Annotated in this window: 16 protein-coding genes and 2 pseudogenes; 8 read left to right on the forward strand and 10 right to left on the reverse strand. The window is 61.1% G+C overall.

What is annotated here, in order from left to right; genetic code table 11:
• Positions 1-24: 24 nt before the first annotated feature.
• From LT42_RS08935 to LT42_RS08955, 5 genes are read right to left on the reverse strand one after another with little or no spacing between them, the layout of a single operon-like run.
• Entirely contained in the window at positions 25-855 is an 831-nt protein-coding gene (locus LT42_RS08935; protein ID WP_037011701.1) for a DUF2797 domain-containing protein, read from the reverse strand.
• On the reverse strand, positions 852-1,112 hold the full coding sequence (locus LT42_RS08940) for a YeaC family protein (RefSeq protein ID WP_037011703.1): 261 nt from the start codon (positions 1,110-1,112) through the stop codon (positions 852-854). The genes LT42_RS08935 and LT42_RS08940 overlap by 4 nt, the downstream gene beginning before the upstream one ends.
• A gap of 29 nt (positions 1,113-1,141) precedes the next feature.
• Positions 1,142-2,014, reverse strand: a complete 873-nt coding sequence (locus LT42_RS08945; protein WP_037011705.1) for a rhomboid family intramembrane serine protease — start codon at positions 2,012-2,014, stop codon at positions 1,142-1,144.
• The gene (locus LT42_RS08950) at positions 2,011-2,982 is read right to left on the reverse strand and encodes a metallophosphoesterase (RefSeq protein ID WP_037011707.1); all 972 of its coding nucleotides are present in this window, start codon (positions 2,980-2,982) and stop codon (positions 2,011-2,013) included. Before LT42_RS08950 ends, LT42_RS08945 begins: the two co-directional genes overlap by 4 nt.
• A complete protein-coding gene (locus LT42_RS08955) occupies positions 2,982-3,872 on the reverse strand; it encodes an NAD(+) kinase (RefSeq protein ID WP_037011709.1) in 891 nt (296 codons plus the stop codon). Before LT42_RS08955 ends, LT42_RS08950 begins: the two co-directional genes overlap by 1 nt.
• Positions 3,873-4,306: 434 nt before the next feature.
• Here LT42_RS08955 and LT42_RS08960 point away from each other — a divergent pair, with 434 nt between their 5' ends.
• Complete coding sequence (locus LT42_RS08960) at positions 4,307-5,293, forward strand: DUF1853 family protein (RefSeq protein WP_037011711.1); 987 nt, start codon at positions 4,307-4,309, stop codon at positions 5,291-5,293.
• Here LT42_RS08960 and LT42_RS08965 read toward each other — a convergent pair.
• The 4 genes from LT42_RS08965 to LT42_RS08980 form a co-directional block, all read right to left on the reverse strand.
• Positions 5,256-6,539 carry an arsenic transporter gene (locus LT42_RS08965; protein ID WP_037011713.1) on the reverse strand — a complete coding sequence of 428 codons (1,284 nt, stop codon included), beginning with the start codon at positions 6,537-6,539 and terminating at the stop codon, positions 5,256-5,258. The genes LT42_RS08960 and LT42_RS08965 overlap by 38 nt on opposite strands.
• Positions 6,533-7,756: an MFS transporter gene (locus tag LT42_RS08970; protein ID WP_037011716.1), complete on the reverse strand. Its 1,224-nt coding sequence runs from the start codon at positions 7,754-7,756 to the stop codon at positions 6,533-6,535. Before LT42_RS08970 ends, LT42_RS08965 begins: the two co-directional genes overlap by 7 nt.
• Positions 7,757-8,413: 657 nt before the next feature.
• Entirely contained in the window at positions 8,414-9,754 is a 1,341-nt protein-coding gene (locus LT42_RS08975; protein WP_052075202.1) for an MFS transporter, read from the reverse strand.
• A gap of 219 nt (positions 9,755-9,973) precedes the next feature.
• Positions 9,974-10,945: a 1-aminocyclopropane-1-carboxylate deaminase/D-cysteine desulfhydrase gene (locus tag LT42_RS08980; protein WP_037011719.1), complete on the reverse strand. Its 972-nt coding sequence runs from the start codon at positions 10,943-10,945 to the stop codon at positions 9,974-9,976.
• A 242-nt stretch (positions 10,946-11,187) separates the two neighbouring features.
• Here LT42_RS08980 and LT42_RS26200 point away from each other — a divergent pair.
• From LT42_RS26200 to LT42_RS26340, 4 genes and pseudogenes are all read left to right on the forward strand, one after another.
• Positions 11,188-13,450 (forward strand): annotated as a pseudogene (locus LT42_RS26200) (type VI secretion system Vgr family protein); the annotation flags it as partial.
• Between the two features lie 1,672 nt (positions 13,451-15,122).
• Positions 15,123-15,761 carry a DUF2931 family protein gene (locus LT42_RS08990; RefSeq protein ID WP_037011722.1) on the forward strand — a complete coding sequence of 213 codons (639 nt, stop codon included), beginning with the start codon at positions 15,123-15,125 and terminating at the stop codon, positions 15,759-15,761.
• Positions 15,762-15,870: 109 nt separating this feature from the next.
• Complete coding sequence (locus tag LT42_RS08995; RefSeq protein WP_037011724.1) at positions 15,871-16,509, forward strand: DUF2931 family protein; 639 nt, start codon at positions 15,871-15,873, stop codon at positions 16,507-16,509.
• Positions 16,510-16,618: 109 nt separating this feature from the next.
• Positions 16,619-17,256, forward strand: a pseudogene (locus LT42_RS26340) (DUF2931 family protein).
• Positions 17,257-17,334: 78 nt separating this feature from the next.
• Here the strand turns inward: LT42_RS26340 and LT42_RS09000 are convergent.
• Entirely contained in the window at positions 17,335-19,374 is a 2,040-nt protein-coding gene (locus LT42_RS09000) for an NADPH-dependent 2,4-dienoyl-CoA reductase (RefSeq protein WP_037011727.1), read from the reverse strand.
• Positions 19,375-19,715: 341 nt separating this feature from the next.
• Here LT42_RS09000 and LT42_RS09005 point away from each other — a divergent pair, with 341 nt between their 5' ends.
• The 3 genes from LT42_RS09005 to ilvA all read left to right on the forward strand — a co-directional run bounded on the left by LT42_RS09005 (position 19,716) and on the right by ilvA (position 24,014).
• Entirely contained in the window at positions 19,716-20,867 is a 1,152-nt protein-coding gene (locus LT42_RS09005; RefSeq protein WP_037013149.1) for a carbon-nitrogen hydrolase family protein, read from the forward strand.
• A gap of 3 nt (positions 20,868-20,870) precedes the next feature.
• Positions 20,871-21,911, forward strand: a complete 1,041-nt coding sequence (locus LT42_RS09010) for an AraC family transcriptional regulator (RefSeq protein ID WP_037011729.1) — start codon at positions 20,871-20,873, stop codon at positions 21,909-21,911.
• Between the two features lie 558 nt (positions 21,912-22,469).
• Complete coding sequence (gene ilvA, locus LT42_RS09020) at positions 22,470-24,014, forward strand: threonine ammonia-lyase, biosynthetic (protein ID WP_276209531.1); 1,545 nt, start codon at positions 22,470-22,472, stop codon at positions 24,012-24,014.
• Positions 24,015-24,845: the final 831 nt, after the last annotated feature.

The following is a 24,845-nucleotide window of genomic DNA, read 5'->3' on the forward strand; positions in this document are numbered from 1 at the left end:
GGTCCCTTCTTCTGCTAATACGGGCTACTGATGCACGGCGAGTTGGTACGCCGTGTATTTGCGAATATTGATCACGCCGGTGTCGAAAATCAGGTATTGCCCTTTGACACCCAGCAGGGTCCCTTCGGCGATCGGATCCTTGTCCAGATTGAAGCTGACGATCTTGGTCGGGTAGGCCTCTGCCGGGTATCGGATCTCAATGGGCTCGACATCGTTCATCACCTGAATGGCCTGCAAGCCGAAACGCATCTGCAACGCGACCAGGCCTTCGGCGCAGGACTCGAACAGTTGCTGGCGGATGGCACTCAGGTCGACCGCCGGCGCATCGCCCTTGAGCAACGCCCGCCAGTTGGTGCGGTCGGCCACCTGACTGCGAAACAGGTCTTCCACGAAGCCGGACTGCTGCCGGGTGGCGCAGCGCACGATGGGCAAGGCCTGACTCGCACCCTGGTCAAGCCAGCGCGTCGGCAACTGGGTCGCGCGGGTGATGCCGACTTTAACCCCCGACGAATTGGCCAGGTACACCACGTGCTCGGTCATGCAGAACTGCTCGCCCCAGGCCGGATCCCGGCAGGTGCCGTGCTCGTGGTGGCAGCGCTCGGGGCTCATGATGCACAGGTCACACTGCGCCAGCTTGAGCATGCACGGGTAGCAATAACCCTGGCTGTAGCTGGTTTTGGTGCGCTTGCCGCAATGACTGCAGTGAATCGCGCCGAGGTATTCCAGGCGCACGGTCTTGCCGATCAACGGGTTGACCGGGATCTGCGCATCACCCAGACGAAATGCGTATTCAACCCGCGAGGCCTCAAGCCGCGCGGACATTTTGTTGACAGCGCCTCTACCGATTTCAATCAATGAATGGAGTCCGACTTGAACAGGATATTGGGCACGGGTGCCGATTTGGACGCGCACTCTTGCGGCCCCATGTAGCCGATGCGCTGGTCTTCGGGAACGTTGCGCACTTCCCAGGCAATCAGGGCCTGCAGCGACAGCTCGCGTTGCTCCTGTGTCAGCTTGCGACCGTCGAACCATTTGCCGATTTCCACCGCCAGCTTCAAGCTTTCGTAGACGTCGGGGGTGATGTTTTCAATCATTTCGACAAAAGAGGACATTGGGTTCTCCCAGAATTGAGCGGGCGATTTTAATGTTTGCGGCGGGCCAATGCACCGCCCACAAGACCTGTAGCACAACCGATGATCAGCCCGCCGACGTGGGCGCCATTGGCGATTTCGCCAAAGCCCAGCACACCGACCACGCCAGTCATGCACACCACCAGCCAGATCAGCATCATGGCCAGTACGCCACGCGGTAAACGATAGATGGGGTTGGGGGCGAGCAATTGAAAGATCCAGCAATGACCGAGCAACGCATACAGCACGCCGGAGAGGCCGCCGAACAGGCTCGGTCCGCTCCAGAAATACTGGCCGTAGTTGGAAAACGCACTGAACGCCAGGGTCAGTCCGAGCAACTGCCAATGGCCCTGACGCGTTTCGATGCGCCGGCCAAGCTCCCAGAACCACAGGGCGTTCATCACCAGATGCAGCACGCCAAAGTGGATGAACATCGGCGTAAAGATGCGCCACCACTCGCCGGCGGCCAGCGTTGCTGCCACGGGGGTGAAAGCGATGTACTCGCCGCGCACGCGAAAGTCGTTGAAGGTCAGCCAGCTCAGCGCCTCGAAGTTGTCGCCGAGCAAGGTCACGCCGGCCACGATCAGGCACAGCAGCAGAATAATGCTGGTCACCGGACTGCGGCGCACCTGCAGCAGCGGGCTCGGGCGGCTGACAGCCACGACTTCCCGGCCCGGCGGCAATTGCGCGGTGGGGTCGCCTTCAGGGTACTGCTGATACAGCTGACGAATGTCATCGGCCAGCTGCGGCGCATCCGGCACCCAGAGCACCTGTTGGCCTGCCTCCTCGCTCACCCGGTGGGGCACGTTGAGGCGACGCAGCAATTCGACGAAGCCGCTTAAATCGGTCTGCAGCGGCAGGCGTAATACAGCGACAGGACTCATTGAGGTATTTCCGGACGAGTGACGTCGACCCAGACGAATTTGTTCGGGTCAATTCGGGTTTCCTGATCAAGCCGGTACGCGACCAGTTTGCCGAACAGTACGGCGCTGTAGTCCAGGCACGCCAGGTTGGGACGGATAGGGGCGGGAACGCCGCTGCGCCAGTAATGGCCGACGAACAGCAGTGGCTCATCAGCGCCATAGCGCAGCAACGCGTTCTTTTCACTGGGCGACAGCGGCCTTCTGGCCACCGGCTCCGGCAGGGCATCGGGCTGAAACACCACGTCGCCGTAAGTTTGCGGGTCATCTTCCCAGAACTTGGTGCGAAACGAGGCGCGGGTCAGGCCGTCGCCGCCGGTCAGGGTCATGCCATGGGGCAGACGCAGGTCGGTGCCACGCAATAGACGGTCGAACACCGCACTGGCAAAGCTGCCCGGCAGCGCCGACGCCTGAACGAAGGCTTGGTCGATGCGCCCGTCACCGCGGTCACTGCGCATGGCGTCGATGAGCGCTGCGTCCCAGCACGCATGCACCAGCCGGAACCGCTCGGCGTCGATGAACAGCGGCAGCTCGTAGAACCATTCGAGAAAGTCGTTCCACTCCCCCGGATGCTGCTCGAACTGCGCCAGGGTTTCACCCAGCAGGCGCGCATGACGCGGGGTGTGTTCGCGCACGAACTGTTTGCCGCTGTCCGCCGGCGCAGGTGTGCTCCAGCCCAGCGCATTGAACTCGTGGTTGCCCATGATGCAAAACGCGTGGCCGGCCTCGACCATGTCATGGACGATATGCAGCGTCTCGCGAATTCGCGGGCCGCGGTCGATGATGTCGCCGAGGAACACGGCAATACGTTCAGGGTGGCGCCAGACGCCCGCCTGAAAACGGTAACCGAGGGTGTCGAGCAAGTGCTCAAGGGTCTGGGCACATCCATGCACGTCACCGATCAGATCGTAGCTACGCGCGGGATCGAGCATCAATCGCTCCCGCCGCCGAGCCGACTGCCCCAACCGAGTTTGGTCCGGCAGACTTCGTAGTAGTTGTGGTCGAGGGGGTGAATCAGTCGCAGTTTCTGCGGCTTCTTTTTCACGGTCACGGTGTCACCCGGGGCACAGGTGAAGTGGTTCTGGCCATCGCAGGAAACCTGGGGATAGATCGTCATGTCCTTTGAGACAACGATTTTCAACTCACTGTTTCCATCCACGACAATCGGCCTGCCCGACAGCGTATGCGGGTACATCGGCACGATGACAATGGCGTCGAGCTTGGGGTGCATGATCGGGCCGCCCGCCGACAGCGCATAGGCGGTGGACCCGGTCGGCGTGGCAACGATCAGACCGTCGGCCTTCTGGCTGCAGACGAACTGGCCGTCGATGTAAATTTCGAATTCGATCATGCGTGTGGATTTGCCGGGGTGCAGAACGACGTCGTTAAGGGCGTCGCCCTGCCCGATCGCCTCGCCGTGGCGGCGCACTTCGGCCTGCAGCAGGAAGCGGTTTTCAACCAGATAGTGGCCGTCGAGGACTTCGGCGACTTTGACTTCCAGTTCGTCGGGGCGGATATCGGTTAGAAAACCCAGGCTGCCGCGGTTGATCCCCAGTACCGGAACGTTGTGCTTGGCCAGCGCACGCGCGGCACCGAGCAAACTGCCGTCGCCGCCGACGACGATGACCATGTCGCAGACTTCGCCGAGCATCTTGCGTGAAGAGGTTTGCAGGCCATGGCCTGGCAAGACTTCGGCGATGGCATCCTCGAGGATCACATGCAGGTGCCGCGAGATCAGAAATTTCTTGAGTCGGCGAACGGTCTCCACCACCTGAGTACTGCCCAGGCGACCAATGATGCCGATGTTTCGAAATTGCTCCATGGGGCTCCCGCAGGCTTGATGCATGTAAAGAACGCGATTATGGGCGAAGGGGTCGGGTGCGGCAAATGGGGAACTGCGCGGATAGGGCCAGCGCCCGCGTTGTGGTGCATTAATAGGCATCCCACCGTGCGGCTAACGACGCCGTAGCTGCGGGCTTGTTGGCTTCTCGTTGGCTTGTTGGCTTGTGGGCTTGTGGGCTTGTGGGCTTGTGGGCTAACGCGATGTACCAGCCGGCATGTTTGACGCTGAAACACCGCATTCGCCAGCAAGCCGGCTCCTACAGAAGATTGGCGTTAACCGGGCAGCCTGGAGCGCGCTAAACCTGTAGGAGCGCGCTTGCCCGCGAAGACGTCGGCAGGTTCGGCACAGATGCCGGCTGACGCTCCGCCTGGATACGATGGCCGCGAGCGCCCATCACCCGCTATTCTGCCCGGATGAACAACCCTTTTCCGACCCTGAGCGCCCTGCCCCGTCAACTCCGTACGCCCATCGTGCGTGATCTGGCATGGACCCTCCTGTCCCCGGCCATGCTGGCAGAAACCCAATGGCCTCAACGTCATCCCCTGAGCGGCAGCCACTGGGTACACCATCCCGAGGCGCTCGAAGTTTTTTTAAAGCAACTGGACCGCGACGACAGCGCACTCAGCGACTGGCTTTCAAGAAGCTCGACTCGCCGGCTGGGGCTGTACTACGAGCGCCTGTGGCACTTCGCAATCCAACACGCGCCCGGTGTCGAGATGCTCGCCGCCAACCTGCCGATTCAAGGCGAAGGCCGCACATTGGGCGAGCTGGACATACTGCTGCGGGACACGCACGGCGTCCATCACATCGAGCTGGCGATCAAGCTGTACCTGGGAGCTCAAGCGGCCAACGGCGACGACCCGGCGAACTGGCTCGGGCCGGGCTCGCAGGACCGGCTGGATCTCAAACTTGCGCATCTGGAACAGCATCAACTGCCCATGTCTTCGCGCCCGGAGAGCACCGCCATTCTCGCCGCGCGGGGTGTGGAAACGTTTAGCGCTTCACTCTGGTTGGGGGGCTATCTGTTTTATCCGTGGCCCGGTGTCGCCGCCTCGCCGCGAGGGGTAAACCCCGAGCATCTGCGCGGCCACTGGCTGCATCAAAAAGACTGGCCTGCGTACGCCGCACACTCGCCCGAAGGCCGCTGGCAACTGCTGCCGCGCCCTTCGTGGCTGGCACCGGCGCGCTGTGACGGGGCCTGGACACCGCACCAGTTTCAAAACTGGCTGGACGCCCTCGACCCGCTGGCACCCGCGCAACTGCTGGTGCGCCTGGCGCAACTTGGCGACGCCCACTGGGAGGAAGCCGAGCGGCTGTTTCTGGTGTCCGACCTGTGGCCGAATCTGCCGGATGCCCGCCGCGTCAAAGACTCAAGCGCAGCACCAGCGCCGCCAGGGTGATCAACAGCACTGGCACCGTCAGAACGATGCCGACCCTGAAGTAATAGCCCCAGCCGATGGTCACGCCTTTCTTGGCCAGAACATGCAGCCACAGTAGTGTCGCGAGGCTGCCGATCGGGGTGATCTTCGGGCCCAGGTCACTGCCGATGACGTTGGCGTAAATCATCGCCTCTTGCAGCAGACCATGGGCCTGGCTGGCGTCAATGGAGAGCAGACCGATCAGCACCGTCGGCAGGTTGTTCATCACCGACGACAGCAACGCCGTCAGCACCCCGGTGCCCATCGCCGCGCCCCAGAGACCGTGCTCGGCGAAGCGGTCCAGCCAGGTCGCCAGATAGTCAGTCAGCCCCTGATTGCGCAGGCCGTAGACCACCAGATACATGCCTAGCGAGAAAATCACGATCTGCCACGGCGCGTCTTTCAGCACCTTGCGCGTCGAAATGCGGTGGCCCTTGGCAGCGATGCCCAGCAGGATCGCTGCGCACACGGCGGAAATCGCGCTGATGGGGATGCCCAGCGGCTCCAGCGCAAAACAGCCCACCAGCAAAATGCCAAGCACCCACCAGCCGGTCATGAAGGTCGCGCGGTCCTTGATCGCCGAGGACGGCTCGGCCAGTTGCGAAGCGTCGAACGTTTTCGGAATGTCGCGGCGGAAGAACAGCATCAGCACCGCGAGCGTCGCCGTCACGCTGACCAGATTGACCGGCACCATGACCGAAGCGTAGCGATTGAAGCCGATGCCGAAGTAATCGGCGGACACGATGTTGACGAGGTTGGAGACCACCAGCGGCAGGCTCGCGGTATCCGCAATGAACCCCGCCGCCATCACAAACGCCAGCGTCGTCGCAGGCGAAAAGCGCAGCGCCAGCAGCATCGACATGACGATCGGGGTGAGGATCAGCGCCGCGCCATCGTTGGCAAACAGCGCCGACACCAGGGCCCCGAGCAGCACGATGAACGCAAACAAGCGCCGGCCCTTGCCGTTGCCCCAGCGCGCCACGTGCAGCGCGGCCCAATTGAAAAACCCGGCTTCGTCCAGCAACAGGCTGATAATGATCAGCGCAATGAAGGTGCCGGTGGCGTTCCAGATGATGTGCCACACCTGCGGGATATCACTCAGATGCACCACGCCGGACAGCAGCGCAAGCACGGCGCCAAAGGTTGCACTCCAGCCAACGCCCAGGCCTTTGGGTTGCCAGATCACCAACGTGATGGTGATCAGAAAAATCAGGACGGCGATCAGCATTTCTTGGGAGTTCTCGGAAGCAGAATGGCGAGGATGCCCAGCAAGGGCAGATAGGAGCACAGCGAGTAGACATAGAGGATGCCGTGAAGGTCCGCCAGGTGCCCCAATAAAGCGGCAGCGATGCCGCCGAACCCGAACATCAGCCCGAAGAAGATACCGGCGATCATGCCAACATTGCCCGGCACCAATTCCTGCGCGTACACCACGATGGCCGAAAACGCCGAAGCGAGGATGAAACCGATGATCACGCTGAGCACGCTGGTCCAGAACAGGTCCGCATAGGGCAGCGCGAGGGTGAACGGGGCGACGCCGAGGATCGAGAACCAGATCACCGCCTTGCGCCCGATGCGGTCACCGATAGGGCCGCCGAAAAACGTGCCTGCCGCGACGGCTGCCAGGAACATGAACAGGTGCAACTGCGAGCTGGCGACCGACAACTGGAATTTTTCGATCAGGAAGAAGGTGAAGTAGCTGGTGAAGCTGGCCATATAGAAGTACTTGGAGAACACCAGCAGCGCCAGCACCACCAGCGCGCTGGTCACCCGGCGCTTCGACAGGCCGTGGGTGGCGGCGTGCCCGGCCTTGAGTTTGAACAGCGCCAGGTGCGCCTTGTACCAGCGGCTGATCGCGTAGAGCAAACCTACGGAGAACAACGCCACCAACCCGAACCAGGCGATGTGCCCCTGGCCGAACGGAATGATGATCGCCGCTGCAAGCAACGGTCCGATGGCCGAGCCGCTGTTGCCGCCGACTTGAAAGGTTGACTGCGCCAGACCGAAGCGCCCGCCCGAGGCCAGCCGGGCGATGCGGGAGGCTTCAGGGTGAAATGTCGACGAACCGATGCCGATCAGGCCGGCTGCCAGCAAGATCAGCGGGAAGCTGCCTACAGTCGCCAGCATCAACACGCCGCCGAGAATGCACAGCGATCCCACCGGCAGGACCAGAGGATTGGGGTGCCGGTCGGTGTAGAACCCGACCCAGGGTTGCAGCAGGGAGGCAGTGACCTGAAACGTAAGGGTAATCAGCCCCACCTGCGTAAAGCTCAGGTTGTAGGAGGCTTTGAGCATGGGGTAGATCGAGGGCAGGATCGACTGAATCAGGTCATTGAGCAGATGCGCCAGTGCGACTGCACCGATGATGCGCATGACCAGTGGGCTGGATTGCGGCGCGGACGTGGCGCCGGTCGCGGGCGAAGTTGCGGTGCGGGTAACGGCCATCGGGTGCATCCGTCGAACGTTGACGCGCCGTGGAACTCGTTACAGAACATGTCAGCGGCGCAAGGGGCCGCCAATGTGCCATTTTTTGGGGCAGCGCTGCCATGTTTTGTTGCTGGTTTGTGCGTTGATCGTGACCGCAGTCTTTTTGGTACTTAACAGCAAAGCCACCCTTTTGGAGCCTGCGTTGTCATGGGGTGTCAGCCGAAACCGGTGCTGAATGCGTGGCCGTCTTCGCGGGCAGCGCGCTCCTGCAGGTTTATGGATGGCGCATATTCCGCGTCTAACGCAATCCATTGTAGGAGCGCGCTTGCCCGCGAATGCATTCTTTCAGCCGTCGCGTGTATTGCTGACCCAACGTGTTCGCGGGCAGCGCGCTCCTACAGGTTTGTGGACGACGCATATTCCGCGTCTGACGCAATCCGCTGTTGGCGCGCGCTTGCCCGCGAATGCATTCTTTCAGCCGCCGCGTGTATTGCTGACCCAACGTGTTCGAGGGCAAGCGCGCTCCTGCAGGTTTGTGGATGGCGCATATTCCGCGTCTAACGCAATCCATTGTAGGAGCGCGCTTGCCCGCGAATGCATTTGTCGTGTCTCTTCATGGCTGACTGACCCACCGCGATCGTCGGACCACGGCACGCCTCAGCCGATGGCGCGGCTTCAGACTGCTGTCTGAAGCTTGCCCCGCGACGTCAGCGAACCTTCGACCTCATGCAACGACACCCTGGACGTTTCCGGCAAGGCCAGCCCGCCCGCCAGCGCCAACAGGGCAATCACAATCAGGTAAAACGCCGGCGCCAGGTTGCTGCCCGTCGCGCCAATCAGCCAGGTCGCCATCAGCGGTGCCGTTCCACCGAAAATGGTGTACGCCATGTTGTAAGTTATTGCCGAGGCGGTGTAGCGAGTGCGCGTAGGAAAAGTCTCCGACAGCAAGGCCGCCGTGACCACGCCACACAGCACGGCACCGATCGCCAGCAGCATCACACCGACAATCGACGCTGCAAACGAACCGGAACTCGCCATGAGGAACGAGGGATACACCACCACGATGAGCAAGGCGCAGGTGCTGACCACTGTCGCGCGCCGCCCGACCTTGTCGGAAAACGCCCCGGCCAGTGGACAGATCGCAGCCGCGAACAGCAGCGCAATCAACGACACCAGCAACGCGGTAGCCCGGGTCAGGCCACCGGCGACCTGCAAGTACGTCGCGAAATAAGTGGTGAACATGTAGAACGACAGCGCCGTCAGCGACACGAAAGCCCCCAGGCAACAGATCGCGGCGCCGTGGTTGCGCAGGGTTTCTTTCAACGGCGAATGAGCGACTGCATGTTCCTCCTTCACCGCCTGGAACGCCGGCGTTTCGTCGAGCTTCCAGCGCAGGTACAACCCGACCAGACCCAACGGTGCCGCAATCAGAAATGGAAGCCGCCACCCCCAACTGCCCATGGCCTCCGCGCTGAGCGAAGCCTCAAGCGCGTAAGCGATGATGGCCGCTGCCGCGAATGCCGAGAAGGTCGACACCGGCACGAAACTCCCGTACCACGCCCGTTGCGTGCGCGGTGCGTGCTCCATCAGGTAAGCGCATGCACCGGCGTATTCGCCCCCGGCGGAAAAACCTTGAGCGCAGCGGATGATCGTCAACAGAATCGGCGCGGTGACCCCGATCGCTGCATAAGTGGGCAACAAGCCGATGATCGTCGTGGCCCCGGCCATCAGCAGAATGGTGAACGCCAATGTGCGTTTGCGGCCAATGCGGTCGCCGAGCATGCCGAAAAACACCCCGCCAAGGGGCCGGAACGCGAAGGCGACCGCGAACACCGCAAAGGTCTTCAACAGCGCCACGCTCGCGTCGCCGCTGGGAAAGAACTGCTGGGCGATGGTGGTGGCCAGGAATCCATAGACAGCGAAATCGAACCATTCGACGAAATTGCCGATGGCGGCCGCAACGATGACTTTTCGCAAAGTGGCAGGCTCCACCTGCTCAGAGACGGGAGTGGTCATGCAAACCTCGGCGCGCGTGGGAAAGATCCGATTATCGGTACAGCGCCCCGATCGCCTGACTCCAGAAGTGTCACCGACGTATTCAGGACCGACCTGTTGATCTCTCTCGTCCGCAGGATTCATGCCAGTGTTCGGGCGATTCGGGATGACGCTGCTCTAGATGCCGACCGGCGCTTTCGCCAGGAAGCCCAGATGGCTCGGCAACCGTCAGCGACGCGCCTATGCGAGGTCGAAGGTCCGCCTGCCCTGCAATCCTCCCGTGTGCAGGAAGATCAGTCGCGTGCCCTCGGCGATCCGTCCCGCCTCCACCGCTTCTCGCAGGGCCAGCAAGGCCTTGGCGGTATACAGGGGCTCAAAGGGAACAGCGGACTCGGCCTCATGGTGAGCCATGAAGTCCAGCAAGGCCGAATCGGTCTTGGCAAAACCTCCACGGCTGGCATCCACCAGCCGATAGCGCCCCGTGCTGGATAACACCTCATCGGTGCGGAAAGACATCGCACTCGTGGGAGCGAGCTTGCTCGCGAAGGGCTCAAGAATGGCGTCGATGTTCCGTTCGACCCCATGATGTGCAGGCAGCGCCGTTGCGCCGATCACTTCATGCTGCCCCGCTTCAGCCAGCACCAGACCGGCGAGCGTCGTGCCAGTCCCGCACGCGAGCCACCAGGCGTCGTAATCCTGCCAACCCAACTGCCCAAGCTGACTACGCGCCTGATGAACGATGTCGGCGCACCCCAACGCGCCATCAAGCCCGCCACCGCCCTCTGGCACCGGAAACAGGTGGGGATAACGTTCACGCCACGGGTCCCAGAAGTCGGCAGCATGCCGCGCACGATAGCCGGCGTAACCCAGCCAGTGCAGTTCCATGCCGAAAGCTTGCAGATCCAGCACCGTCGGCGTCTCGACCGCATGCCCGCGCATCAGCCCGACGGTGGCAAAACCAAACCGCTTGCCTGCCGCCGCCAGCGCATGAAGGTGATTGGAATGCGCACCGCCCAGGCTGATGACACCCCGCGCACCGGCTCGCTCAGCTGCTTCCAGGTGATGCTTGAGCTTGAACCACTTATTGCCGCTGATCAGCGGATCGACCAGGTCCAGACGCAGGATCGCCAGCTGCACGCCGGCCGACTGGAGCCAGTCGAACTGCAGGCGTTGCAGCGGTGCGGGCGGCATGGGTGACGTAACAGCAAACATGTGTTTGGGTCGGGTAACGGAAGGTGCGCGAGTCTAGCACCCTCGCGTTTGATCGCCGTTTTTGCGCGCTGTGTAGGGCGATTCCTGACTTTTATTAGGACGCTTCTTCTTCGTGTTTTGGCTATGGAATGGGGCTTTGAAATGCCGCATCTTCGCCCGCTTCAGCCCTCTCTCATGGACGAGTTGATCCGGTTTTTGCTTGACCGGTCAGGGGCGCTTCTTCCTGCCAGGGACGCTCATCCATGCTCACCGCACTGCCACCTTTCTTCGATCACAGCCGCCACACGCTCGTTGTCCATAGCTTGCCTGTCTCGCTCGATGTTCTGGCTTTTGAAGGCGAAGAACAGCTGAGTCAGCCGTTTCTTTACCGCATCGAATTCACCTCCCTTGATCGCGACATCGCGGCCGATCAAATCCTGGGCAAGAGCGCCCAGTTCAGCCTGCATGCTGCCCCGCATACCTTGCCCAAAGCCATTCGGGGCTTGCCGGTGCCGAAGGTCCAGGCGCTGCGCACGCTGCATGGCGCGATTACCGGTTTCAAGCGGCTCTCGGGTTCGGCGGATGAAGCGCGCTACGAAGTGACGCTGCAGCCGCTGCTGGCCTTGCTCGGGCGTGGCAAGCAATACCGGATCTACCAGCACCAGTCGGTGCCGGAGATCGTTGAGAGCATCTTGCGCACGCGGCATGATTTCGAGGGGCAGGATTTCCGGTTCACCCTTGTGCGCGAGTATCCACGTCGCGAGCAGGTGATGCAGTACGGCGAGAGTGACCTGGCCTTCATTTCGCGCCTGCTCGCAGAAGTGGGCATTTGGTACCGGTTCACCAACGACGAGCGATTGGGTCTTGCGGTGGTCGAGTTTCACGACGATCAGCGCCACTACGTCAAGCCGCGGATCAGTCTTCCGTATCGCCCTCAGTCCGGTTTGGGAAGCAGTGGCGAGGACGGCGTCTGGCAGTTGCAGGCGAGTCATGAGGTGGTCGAAAAAAGCATCCACTTTCGGGCTTATCACCATCGCGATGCCCGTGCATGGCTGGACGGGTCGGTGGATCAGACCCGGGGTGACACGACGACTTATGGTGAGGCGTATCACTACGCCGAACCTTATACCGCGCTGGGTGACAAGCTTGATCAGGATGAGGACCTGCTGGGGGAAAGCGGGTTTTTCTATGCCCGGCTTCGGCATGAACGGTATCTGAATGGGCAGACGTTGCTCAGCGGTGTTTGTAGCAGTGCTTCTTTGGGACTGGCGCAGGTGCTGCAGATTTCAGGCGGCGCGCCGCAGGCGTTTGAGCCAGGCGCGGTTGTTACCCGATTGGTGCTGCGTGCCGCGCGGGACCGCAGTTTCGAGCTGAGCTTCGAGGCGATTCCCTATTCGGAAAGCCTGTGCTTCCGACCGCCGTTGCTTGGAAAACCGAAGATGGCCGGGACTGTTCCGGCCCGCGTGACCAGTTCGCTGGCCAACGATCCGTACAGCCACATCGACAGTGAAGGCCGCTACAAGGTCAGCTTCTTATTCGACCGCGACAGCTGGAAGCTGGGTCAGGAGAGCCTGTGGTTGCGTCTTGCCAGGTCGTATGCCGGAGATACCCACGGCCTGCACCTGCCGCTGATCTGCGGCACCGAAGTGGCGATTGCGTTTGAACAAGGCGACCCCGACCGGCCGTACATCGCCCACGCTTTGCACGACAGCCGACATCCCGACCACGTCACGTTGCTGCGCCGGGATTACACCCGCAATGTCTTGCGTACCCCGGCCAACAACAAACTGCGCATGGAGGACGAGCGCGGCAAAGAGCACATCAAACTCAGCACCGTACACAGCGGCAAGAGCCAGCTGAATCTTGGGCATCTGGTCGATGACGAGAAGCTCAAGCGTGGTGAAGGGTTCGAGCTGCGTACCGATGCCCAGGGTGCGATTCGGGCCGGGAATGGGTTGTTTATCAGTGCGGATGAACAGACCAAAGCCCAAGGCAAGCAGCTGGACATGGATGCAGCAGTGGGCCGCTTGCAGCACGCCGGCGAACAGCTCGAACGGCTATCGGCCGACGCCGCTCTCAGCCAGGCAGATCCAGCGGATGTACAGGCGCAGCTCGATCTGCTGACAGACAAGCTCAAGGCACTGCAGCAATCCGTCCTTCTGCTCAGCGCCCCGCAGGGCATTGCGCTGACCAGCGGCGGGCATCTGCAGCTGGCCTCGCAAGACAACCTGATGCTCAACGCGGGCGGCGCAGCCGACATCAGCGTGGTGAAGAAAATGTTCATGGGCATCGGCCAGGGGCTGAGCGTGTTCGTGCGCAAGCTCGGGATCAAACTGATCGCCAACCAGGGACCGGTGAGTATCCAGGCGCAAAACGATCATCTGGAACTGCTGGCCCGCCAAGGCCTGAACATCACCAGCACCGAAGACGAAATTCACATCACCGCCAAGAAACGCATCGTCCTCAATGCAGGCGGCAGCTACCTCGCCATTGAGCAATGCAGCATCGAAACCGGCACCGCCGGCGACTACCTGATCAAGGCCGCGCACTTCGACTTCAGACCAAAAGCCACACAGGCGGCAATTCTGCCCGTCTTGCCGGCGGGGCTGGAGGCTCCATCGAACCTGCATGGGCTTGGACCCAGCCTTCGCGGCAGTAACACCCACTCCGAGCAGAGCGCGACGGGCGATACCGGGCCTGAGCTAGAGCCCGAGCCATTGGAAGAGGAAGAGGAGGAAGAGGAGATCACCGAAGGGCTCACCGAGGGCATCACCCTGAGGATTGGCCTGTTCTTCGACGGCACCGGCAACAACCAGAGCAATGCGGCGGCGACGGAGCAATGCCGACGTCAGGATCTGAACAGTTTCACGGCCGAAGAACTGGAGAGCATTGCGGCAATGTGCGAGCAATACGGGTTTGGCGAGTTTGACGGGAGCGGGTTCAACAGCGCGCCGGATAACAGTTACGGGAATGCACCGAGCAATGTGGCGCATTTGTACCGGTTGTACCCTGACAGCGCCGTAGATGGCCTTTCGGCTGACGCAGAAACCGGATACATCAAGGTGTACCTCGAAGGGATCGGCACTCGTAGCGGCGGTGCGGATGCAACGCTGATTGGGCAGGGTCTCGGGCAGGGGGAAACGGGCGTGGTAGCGCGGGTGAGGCAGGTACCATTATTGATTGCAGAGCAGTTAGATCGTTTTCGTTCAGCGAATCCTAACCTGCTGATAGGGCAAATTGAGTTCGACATCTTTGGGTTCAGCCGTGGCGCAGCGGCCGCTCGGCACTGTGCCAACGAGGTATTGAAGCCTGGGCGCGGAATATTTGCCAAGCTACTCAAGGCCGATAAGTCTGGAAATGTGAAAAAGCGCGCCGTCGCTGACGCATGCATCAACCTGGTCGGCCTTTTCGACACCGTCGCTGCGATCTCAGACCCTTTGCATGGCGACTTCAGTCCCGGCGATGACGTCAATCGTGGCGTCAATCTCTACCTTCCACCTGACTGCGCCCGACAAGTCATCCAGCTGCAAGCTCTTGACGAATATCGGGCTGATTACTCTCTTAAGGCCGTGCACTCCACCCACCTGCAAATCGGCCTGCCCGGCGCGCATTCGGATATCGGTGGCGGCTACCTGCCTCGTGCCCGAGAAAAGTTATGGATGATACGGCCACGCAAGGCCAGTGTCGGCGAGCGTCAGAGAATCGAAGCCCATCCGATCTGGCTCAGCGCGGATGGCCAGGCCAAGGTGCTACGCGAATCAGGCGCGGCGCGTGAAGGGACTGTTGCGGTCAAGGCATGGCCTGCACCGACCAGTCCTCGGGGCAAGGCTGAGTCGGTTACGCAGGATTACTGGGTTACCGTCACGCTGGAGCGGCCTATCCGCGGTGAACTGGCCCTCATTGCGCTTCGGGTGATGCGCGAGTTGGGCGTGCGTCATGGCGTTCCTTTCAAAGGGCTGGAAGAGTGGCCTGGGCTCGAATTGCCAGATGAGCTCAAGCCTATCAACGAGCAAATCATACGGCAGGTCATGGCAAACCAGGCCGTGCGACTTGAACCCACGCAGGAAGTGTTGCTAAGAGCGCGTTACATCCACATGTCTGCACATTGGACCCCGATAGGGCCTTTCTTACTGAGCAGACCGGCAGCGCTGAACCGCCGTAACGTGCACCTCAACCGTCCGCAAGAAGGTTATCCAGCATGAGGCGCCTGGCCTGTGCGGTAATTTTGGTCTGCAGCCTAAGTGCCTGTGCGAGTGGCCCGAGGTTGCCGCCGACACCGAAACTTCCTTACCCCGCATGGTATGTCAGCCTTATCGCGCCTCGCCACATGGAAGTCTGGGTGGAGGGCGTTGATGTGCTTGACCAGCGCGGGCTCGCTTTTTATCGAGTGCATGGTGGCCGGGCCAGTTATACCGGCACTGTCGAAGGATGGCCTACAGAGGGCGGGGGAGGAAAACCCATAAACAATGTAGACCTCCCTGAGCGTATCCACTTACGTTGGCAGTCGCTGGCGGAGCCTCAGGCTTACAAGATAACAATCAGTGTTCCACAGTGGGTTCGTGACGAGATGGTAAAGCCTCAACGAGTGTTCTGTACTTGGGATCAAAAGGTTGTGACGCTCTTTCCGCAAACGATCAGCCTAGGTATGGCTCCCGGTGGCATTGTTAAGGTATGGATAGGTGCAGGTTGTATTAAAGATAAAGAAGTTGGTCGCTTTCAGGCTGAAATTGAGCCGCGCGGTCCCTACCGTGGGGCTGGCAAAGGCAAGTACATACCACTTGAACCTGAGAACAAAGCCTACATCGACCGGCACGGTATTCCCTATGGAAGCTGGTAATTCCACCATGAGTGCCCACAAGAATCTTCGGCGCAATTCAGATGTAATCGAGGGTAGGCCCGGTCTGCGGCGTCGACAAACGCAATGCGTAACCAACTGTACCTCCAGCATGAGGCGCCTGGTCTCCGCGGTTGTTTGGTTAGTCAGTCTCAGCGCGTGTGCAACGGGTGGCTCGATACCGCCACCCGTCGAGCTGCCTTATCCGGCGTGGTATGTGGGCTTCGCTGCACCCAAACACATGGAGGTTTGGGTGGAAAGTGTTGATGTACTTGACCAGCGCGGCTTTGTTTTCTTCAACGTGCATGGCGGTGTTGCAGGTTACACGCGCAAACCCGAGGGCTGGCATAAGGGAGGATCCGGGGGCAAACCGATTAGTAATGTCGATCTGCCAGACCAACTTCTCCTGCGCTGGCAGTCACTGGTAGAACCTCAAGCTTACAAAATTAGCATCCGGATACCACAATGGGTGCGCGATGAGATGCTTAAGCCAGAGCAAGGGTTTTGCCAGTGGGCAGGTGAGTGGCAAGAGGATTACCGCGACACCATAACTTTAGGGATGGCCCCAGGCGGGATCATCAAGGTTTGGATAGGTGGATCCTGTCTCAACTTCAAAGAAGTGGGCCGTTACCAAGCTAAAGTCGAACCGCTTGGACCTTACCGCGGAGCCAGCAAAGGCAAGTACATACCGCTTGAACCTGAGAACAAAGCCTACATCGACCAGCACGGTATTCCCTATGGAAGCTGGTAACTCCACCGTGAATGCGCATCTGAATCTTCGGCGCAATCCAGACGTAATCGTGTTGCCGCCCGGCCCACCGCGCCTGCAAGTACGATCAATCGCATGCCATTTATTCAGCATGAGGCGCCTGTTCTGCGCGGTTGTTTTGTTACTCAGTCTCAGCGCGTGTGCAACGGGTGGCTCGATACCGCCACCCGTGAAGGTGCCTTATCCGGCCTGGTATGTGGGCTTCGCTGCACCCAAACACATGGAGGTGTGGGTGGAAAGTGTTGATGTCCTTGACCAGCGCGGCTACGTTTTCTTCAACGTGCATGGCGGTGTTGCAGGTTACACGCGCAAACCCGACGGGTGGCATAAGGGAGGATCCGGGGGAAACCCATCAATAATGTCGATTTGCCAGACCAACTTCTCCTGCGCTGGCAGTCACTGGTAGAACCTCAAGCTTACAAAATTAGCATCCGGATTCCTCAGTGGGTGCGAGCCGAAATGGTTCGTCCTACAGAAGCATTTTGTCTCGTTCCAAATAAATGGAAAAAGGATTACCGGAACGTCATCACCTTGGGAATGGCACCCGGAGGAATTGTCATGGTTTGGATGGGTGGGCCATGCCTAGGCTTCAAAGAGGTCGGGCGGTACCAAGCCAAGGTAGAGCCTCTTGGCCCTTACCGAAACGGAAAAGGGTTGTTTTACCGAGCACCTAATCCAAAGGCTCAAGCCTGGATCGACCAGCACGGTATTCCCTACGGCAGCTGGTAAATTCACCCGCCCCCGCTGGAGGCCCCAAGCCGCCAGCGTGTGCAGCCCTGCCGCGCTAAATTCGCCGCAGCATAGCCCCTACAAACCCGCCGCCAACCGCGACCCCTGATCAATCGCGCGTTTGGCGTCGAGCTCGGTCGCCACGTCGGCGCCGCCGATCAAGTGCACGCTCTGCCCTGCTGCCTGCAGTCCTTCGTACAGCTCACGCAGTGGGTCTTGCCCGGCGCAGATCACCACGTTGTCCACGGGCAGCAGCTTCTCTTCACCCTCCGCACCGATGCGAATGTGCAGCCCGGCGTCGTCGATTTTCAGATACTCGACGCTGTTGAGCATTTGCACTTGTTTGTTCTTGAGTCCGGTGCGGTGAATCCAGCCGGTGGTTTTGCCCAGGCCGTCGCCAACCTTGGTGGCCTTGCGCTGCAACAGAAACACCTGACGCGCAGGCGCATGAGGATGGGCTTTTATCCCGGCCACACCGCCGCGCGCGGCCAGTTGCGTGTCGATGCCCCACTCGTCCCAGAACGCATCACGGTCCAGGCTGGTGGCCTCGCCTTGATGGACGAGGTATTCGGACACGTCAAAGCCGATGCCGCCGGCGCCGATTACGGCGACGGACTTGCCGACCGGCTTGCGCGCCAGGATCACGTCCAGATAGGTCAGCACTTTGGGGTTGTCGACGCCGGGGATGGCCGGTGTGCGCGGCGCGATGCCGGTCGCGAGAATCACTTCGTCATAGCCTTGGCCGAGCAGGTCATCGACCTTCACACGGGTGTTCAAGCGCAGGTCAACACCGGTGGTCTCAAGCTTGCGGCCGAAGTAGCGCAGGGTTTCGTAGAACTCTTCCTTGCCGGGTATGCGCTTGGCGATATTGAACTGCCCGCCGATTTCGCTGGCCGAGTCGAACAAGGTGACCTCGTGACCACGCTGGGCCGCCACGGTAGCGGCCGCCAAACCTGCAGGGCCAGCACCAACCACGGCGATCTTGCGAACCTGGGTGACCGGCAGATAGTTAAGCTCGGTCTCGTGGCAGGCGCGCGGGTTGACCAGGCAGCTGGTGAGCTTGCCGCCAAAGGTATGATCCAGACACGCCTGGTTGCAGCCAATGCAGGTATTGATTTCATCGCCGCGTCCGGCTGCGGCTTTGTTGACGAACTCGGGGTCGGCCAGGAACGGGCGCGCCATGGACACCATGTCGGCGTCCCCCTCGGCAAGGATCTGTTCGGCGACTTCAGGGGTGTTGATGCGGTTGGTGGTGATCAGCGGGATCGACACCGAGCCCCGCATTTTCGCCGTCACTTTGGCGAACGCCGCGCGCGGCACTTTAGTGGCAATGGTCGGAATGCGCGCCTCGTGCCAGCCGATGCCGGTGTTGATCAGCGTCGCGCCGGCTCGCTCGATGGCTTGGGCCAACTGCACCACTTCTTCCCATGTGCTGCCGCCGTCGATCAGGTCGAGCATCGACAGGCGATAAATGATGATGAAGTTCGCGCCCACGGCTTCCCGCACCCGCCGCACGATCTCCACCGGCAGGCGCATGCGGTTTTCGTAGCTGCCACCCCAACGGTCGGTTCGATGATTGGTGTGGGCCACCAGGAACTGGTTAATGAAATAGCCTTCGGAGCCCATGATTTCGACGCCATCGTATTCGGCAGTCTGCGCCAGCGTCGCGCATGTCACGAAATCCTGAATCTGTTTTTCGATGCCCTCTTCGTCCAGCTCTTTTGGCTTGAACGGATTGATCGGCGCCTGAATCGCGCTTGGGGCCACTTGTTTGGGACTGTAGGCATAGCGCCCCGCGTGAAGAATCTGCATGCAGATCTTGCCGCCGGCTTCATGCACCGCCTTGGTGACGATGCGGTGATTGGCCGCCTCTTCGGGCGTGGTCAGCTTGGCCGCGCCCGAGTACACCCCGCCTTCTGCGTTGGGCGCAATGCCGCCGGTCACCATCAAGCCGACCCCGCCGCGCGCGCGTTCGGCAAAATACACCGCCATGCGCTCGAACCCGCCCGGCTTCTCTTCCAGCCCCGTGTGCATCGAGCCCATCAGCGAGCGGTTGCGCAGCGTGGTGAAACCCAGGTCCAGCGGAGCCAGCAGATGCGGGTAGTGAGGGGCGGCCATACGAAAACTCCATCAACATCATCACGGGATGCGGGCGCTCTGCGGTGCCCGTCTGATCAGCAGGGCTAAAAATGGGGCCCAATGCATAGCGCAGACAGTAAACAGCACCACGCCCCTGCTCAATGGCCGTAAGTAACAAGTTAATGATCAACGCGCGCACGGATGATAGGGCAGGCATTGCCCCGGTCATTTGGGGCCGCGTTGATCACAGACACAACGTCAGCAGCACGTCTCGCGCCGCCGACGCAGCCGTACGCCTTCTCCAAAGCACCGTTTTGCCGTAGCCTTCCGGCACGTCATGGCGCCCTGTGCGCTCGCTTCCAAGGGTGTATTTTTTCTACATGCGCAAAGTTCTGGGTTCACTGACCGCTGCGGTGCTGGCGATTCTGCTCGTCAGCTACGGGCTGTGGACGAGCAAGCGCCATGTCGGCCATTACCTGACCGACCTGCGCATTCAAGTGGTGATCAACGACGGGCAGCCTGGGGAACACGGCAATTTGCTGGGTATCCAGCCCGAGCTATTCCCCTCCGATTACTCCAGCGTCAAGCGCCTGCATCGCAAGCTCGCGTCTTATCTGCTGCAAGCTCGCGACCACGGGCTGCTCAATGACAAAACCATCGTGGTGCTGCCCGAGCACATTGGCACCTGGCTACTGGCTGTGGACGAGAAGGCCCAGTTCTATCAGGCCACTACCCTTGATGAAGCCATGAACTGGCTGGCGTTCAGCAATCCGCTGCTGTTTCTCGACGCCGTGATTCATGCGCGCGGGAGCAGCCGTTTCGATGATGCGCGTCTGCGCATGAAAGCACGCAGCATGGCGCAGGATTACCAGAACGTATTCGGCGGCCTGGCCCGCGAGTTCGGCGTGACCCTGGTGGCGGGCTCAATCGTGCTGCCAAGTCCTACAGTGGAAGGCGGAGAGTTACACATCGGCCATGGCGCACTCTACAACAGCAGTCTGGTGTTCGGCCCCGACGGCAGTCCGTTGGGGCAGCCGCAGCGTCAGCTGTTCCCTGGCTGGAACCAGCGCGGCTACATTCGTCCCGGCAAGGACGCCCCGCTGAATGTCATCCAGACCCCGGCCGGCCGGTTGGCAACGTTGATCGGCAGTGACAGCTGGTACCCGGACAACTACGCGCGGCTCAACGCCAGCGGTGCCGAACTGATCGCCGTCCCGGCCTACGTGGCAGGCAGTGGCGGCTGGTCACAGCCGTGGCGCACCGACAAGCACCAGGCGCTGGCGACCCATCTGCACCTGGACGCCAAGCCCATGACTGAAGGCGAAGCCTGGCGTCGACTGGCACTGACGCCGGCAAGCACCGCCAAAGCGGGTATCGGCGTGTTCATGCGCGGCCAATTCTGGGACCTCGGCAGCGCCGGTCACAGTTTCGCCAGCCGCGGCGGGCAAAGCATCGCCGAACAATCCATCAGTGCCGCCCCCAAAGGGGTGCGCCCCGGTCAAGGTGCGCGCCTGATCAATCTGTGGCTGTGACAGATGAACTCTCCTCGCGTGCGTCTGGGCGATTTGTCAGTGGGATTCGTCCACAGTCTCGCCGACGCGGTACGCAGCGCAGGCAAAGATCCGCAACCTTTACTTGAGCAGTATGGGCTGGACGCCGCCCGGCTGGCACAGGCCGGTGCGCGGCTGTCGATACCGCGCTACATGCGTCTGGGTCATGCCGCTATTGAACTGACCGCCACGCCTGCGCTGGGGTTGCGCTTGGGTCAAGCCAGTCGCCTGAGCCACGCCGGGCTGGCCGGCATCACCGCCGCCCAGGCGCCTACGGTCCGTGAAGCGGCGCGTACCTTGATTCGATTTGAGGCCCTTTACGGCTCGAACTACCGCGGTCAATCAAGCTTTCACGAGGACAGCGAAGGCGCCTGGCTGCGCTTTTATTCGATCAATCCGTACAACGATTACAACCGGTTTGTGGTGGATTCGATCTTGAGCGGCTGGCTGCATCAGCTGTCAACGCTGAGCGGGACTCAGTTGATGGCCGAACGCCTGGAGATCGAATTTGACGCGCCTGCCTATGCTGACGAGTACGCCGCCCTCTGCAAGCAGCCAGTTAATTTTGCTGCCGGTGCCAATCAGCTACGCCTTGGCCAGGCGCAGCTGGGTTTGCGCAACCTCGATCATGTGCCGAGTACGTGGCGGCTGCTAACGCATTTATGTGAACAGGAGCTGGCGCAACTCACGCGCACTCGCAGCCTGCGCGAACGCATCACCCAATTGCTGGGGCCGTTATTGAATGGCGGGAGGGAGCCGGACCTTGAGGAGGTGGCGGCGCGCCTGAAGCTGCCGACCTGGACCCTGCGACGCAAGTTGGCAGATGAGGGCACGCAGTTCCGGGCGATACTCAATGACACCCGGCGCGACCTCGCCATGACCTATATCCGCGACACCGAACTGGCTTTTGGCGAGATCGCCTACTTGCTGGGTTTTGCTTCAGCCGAGGCGTTCCAGCGCGCCTTCAAGCGCTGGACCGGGCAAACGCCCGGAGCGTTTCGACGCAGCCAGCGGCAGTCGCGCTGAGCATCACGCACCTGGCATTACAGCTCGGTCGCATCATCCGCAGGTTCCAGCGGGTCCAGCTCAGATGCCCGGTATTCCAACAGCTCTTCCTGGTACTCATCCATGGGTGCGCCCTCGTGGCAGATTCTGTGTAAATGATCGCGACTTGCCGCTCTAATCGAACGGTAGATTCACTGACTACAGCCCTCACCCTAAAGTGCCGTGATGAACAAAAAATGAAGATCGGTTGAACACTCCACGACACTCGGTCCGTGTAGGAGCGCTTGCACGCGAAAAGGTTGGCTCATCCACTCTTGACGGCTGCGCTCGGTTCGCCATAGTCTCAGCGGCATGAACTTACCCAAGCACTTCGTCGGCCAGATTATTATTACCGCCATTCCAGTCATGGCGGGTTAGCCGACGTTTGCACCCAACCCGCCCTAGAGGCGGGTTTTTTCTCTCTGTCTCCGGGCCAAAAACACACCAGGAGCCAGACATGATCATCCGCCCTTCCCTCGCCTTTTTCCCTGCGTCTTTGATCGTGTCAGGCCCGACCACGAGGCCCGCGCAATGACCCCTATGACGTTGCACCCGAACGACCAAGGCGACCTGCTCAATCGTTACGTGAAGAAAATCCTCAACTCCCGTGTCTACGACGTCGCCGTGGAAACCCCGCTGCACGCCGCCCGACAGCTGTCCGAGCGCCTGGGCAATCAGGTGCTGCTCAAGCGTGAAGATTTGCAGCCGGTGTTCTCGTTCAAGATTCGCGGCGCGTACAACAAGCTCGCGCAATTGAGCCCGGAAGAGCTGGCGCGTGGCGTGGTCACGGCGTCGGCTGGCAATCACGCGCAGGGCCTGGCGCTGGCGGCGAAGACCCTGGGCGTGTCGGCGACCATCGTGATGCCCAAGACCACGCCGGAAATCAAGATCGAAGGCGTCCGCTCGCGTGGCGGAAAGGTCGTACTGCACGGCGACTCGTTTCCCGAGGCGCTGGCGCATTCGCTGCAGCTGGTCGAGGAACACGGCTACGTTTACGTCCACCCGTATGACGACCCCGACACCATTGCCGGGCAAGGCACGGTGGCAATGGAGATCCTGCGTCAGCATCAGGGCCCCCTGGACGCGATCTTCGTCCCGGTGGGTGGTGGCGGGTTGATCGCCGGCATCGCGGCGTACGTGAAATACCTGCGCCCGGAGATCAAGGTGATCGGCGTGGAGCCGGACGATTCCAACTGCCTGCAGCAGGCGATGGCCTACGGCGAGCGGGTGGTCTTGCAGCAGGTCGGGCTGTTTGCCGATGGCGTGGCCGTGGCGCAGATCGGCCATTACACCTTCGAGATCTGCAAGGACTACGTCGATGAAGTGATCACCGTCAGCACTGACGAGATTTGCGCGGCGATCAAGGACATCTACGACGATACCCGCTCAATCACCGAACCCTCCGGCGCCCTGGGCGTGGCCGGGATCAAGAAGTACACCGAGCAATACGAAGTCACCGCGCAAACGTTTGTCGCCATCGACTCCGGCGCCAACGTCAATTTTGACCGTTTGCGGCATGTGGCAGAGCGCGCCGAGCTGGGCGAAGGCCGCGAAGCCATCATTGCCGTGACCATTCCCGAGCAGCCGGGCAGCTTCAAGGCGTTCTGCGAAGCCATCGGCAAGCGGCAGATCACCGAATTCAACTACCGCTACCACACCGATCTCGAAGCGCACATCTTTGTCGGCGTGCAGACCCACCCCGACACCGACCCGCGCAAGGTGTTGATCGCGAGCCTCACCGAGCAGGGCTTTCCGGTGCTCGACCTCACCGACAACGAACTGGCCAAGCTGCATTTACGCCACATGGTGGGTGGCCATTCGGAGCGGGTGAGCGACGAGGTGGTGATGCGTTTTGAATTCCCCGAGCGGCCGGGGGCGCTGTTCAACTTTCTCAACAAGCTGGGCGGTCGGTGGAATATCTCGATGTTCCACTACCGCAACCATGGCTCGGCGGATGGACGAGTGGTCGCGGGCCTGGTGGTGCCGGAGGATGAGCGGCATCTGGTGCCGCAGGCGCTGGCCGAGATTGGCTATCCGTACTGGGACGAAACCAGAAACCCTGCGTACAAGCTGTTTTTGGGGTGATGGCTGGCGAATACAATCTGCCCGCCCCCTTAACATCGCCTGACCCAACGCCTTCGCGGGCAAGCGCGCTCCTACAGGGGATCTGTGGCGGATGACGTATCGACGGGGTGCGCGTGCGTACGCGGGCCCTGCGGCGGATGACGTATCGGTGGGGGAATGACGTCCGTGGGACCCTGCTTGCTGGCGAATGCATTCTTCCAGCTGCATCATCGTTGCCTGACACACCGCATCGCGGGCAAGCGCGCTCCTACATGGGATCTGTAGCGGATGACGCAACCACGGGATGTACACAGGATCTCCGGCGGATGACGTATCGACGGGTACGCGCGCGTACGCCGGGATCTGCGGCGAACGACGTATCGGTGGGGGAATGACGTCCGTGGGACCCTGCTTGCTGGCGAATGCATTCTTCCAGGTGCATCATCTTTGCCTGACACACCGCATCGCGGGCAAGCGCGCTCCTACACGGGATCTGTAGCGGATGACATAACTACGGGGTGTACACGGGATCTGCGGCGAATGACGTATCGACGGGTACGCCTGCGTATGCGGAATCTGCGGCGGACGACGTATCGACGGGTACGCGTGCGTATGCGGGATCTGCGGCGAATGACGCATCGACGCGGTACACGCGCGTAAACGGGATCTGCGGCGAATGACGTATCGGCGGGGTGCACGCGATCCGTAGGAGCCGGCTTGCTGGCGAATGCAATCTTCCAGCGCCATTGAAATCGCCTGCCCCCCCAAATTCGCAGGGCAAGCTTACTCGCCCCAACGGATCTTGATCAGTGCGATGAGGCGCGGCGTCTGACCTTACAGGTAATTCCGGCT

Origin of the sequence: Pseudomonas lutea, assembly GCF_000759445.1 — a bacterium.
Taxonomy (GTDB): Bacteria; Pseudomonadota; Gammaproteobacteria; order Pseudomonadales; family Pseudomonadaceae; genus Aquipseudomonas; species Aquipseudomonas lutea.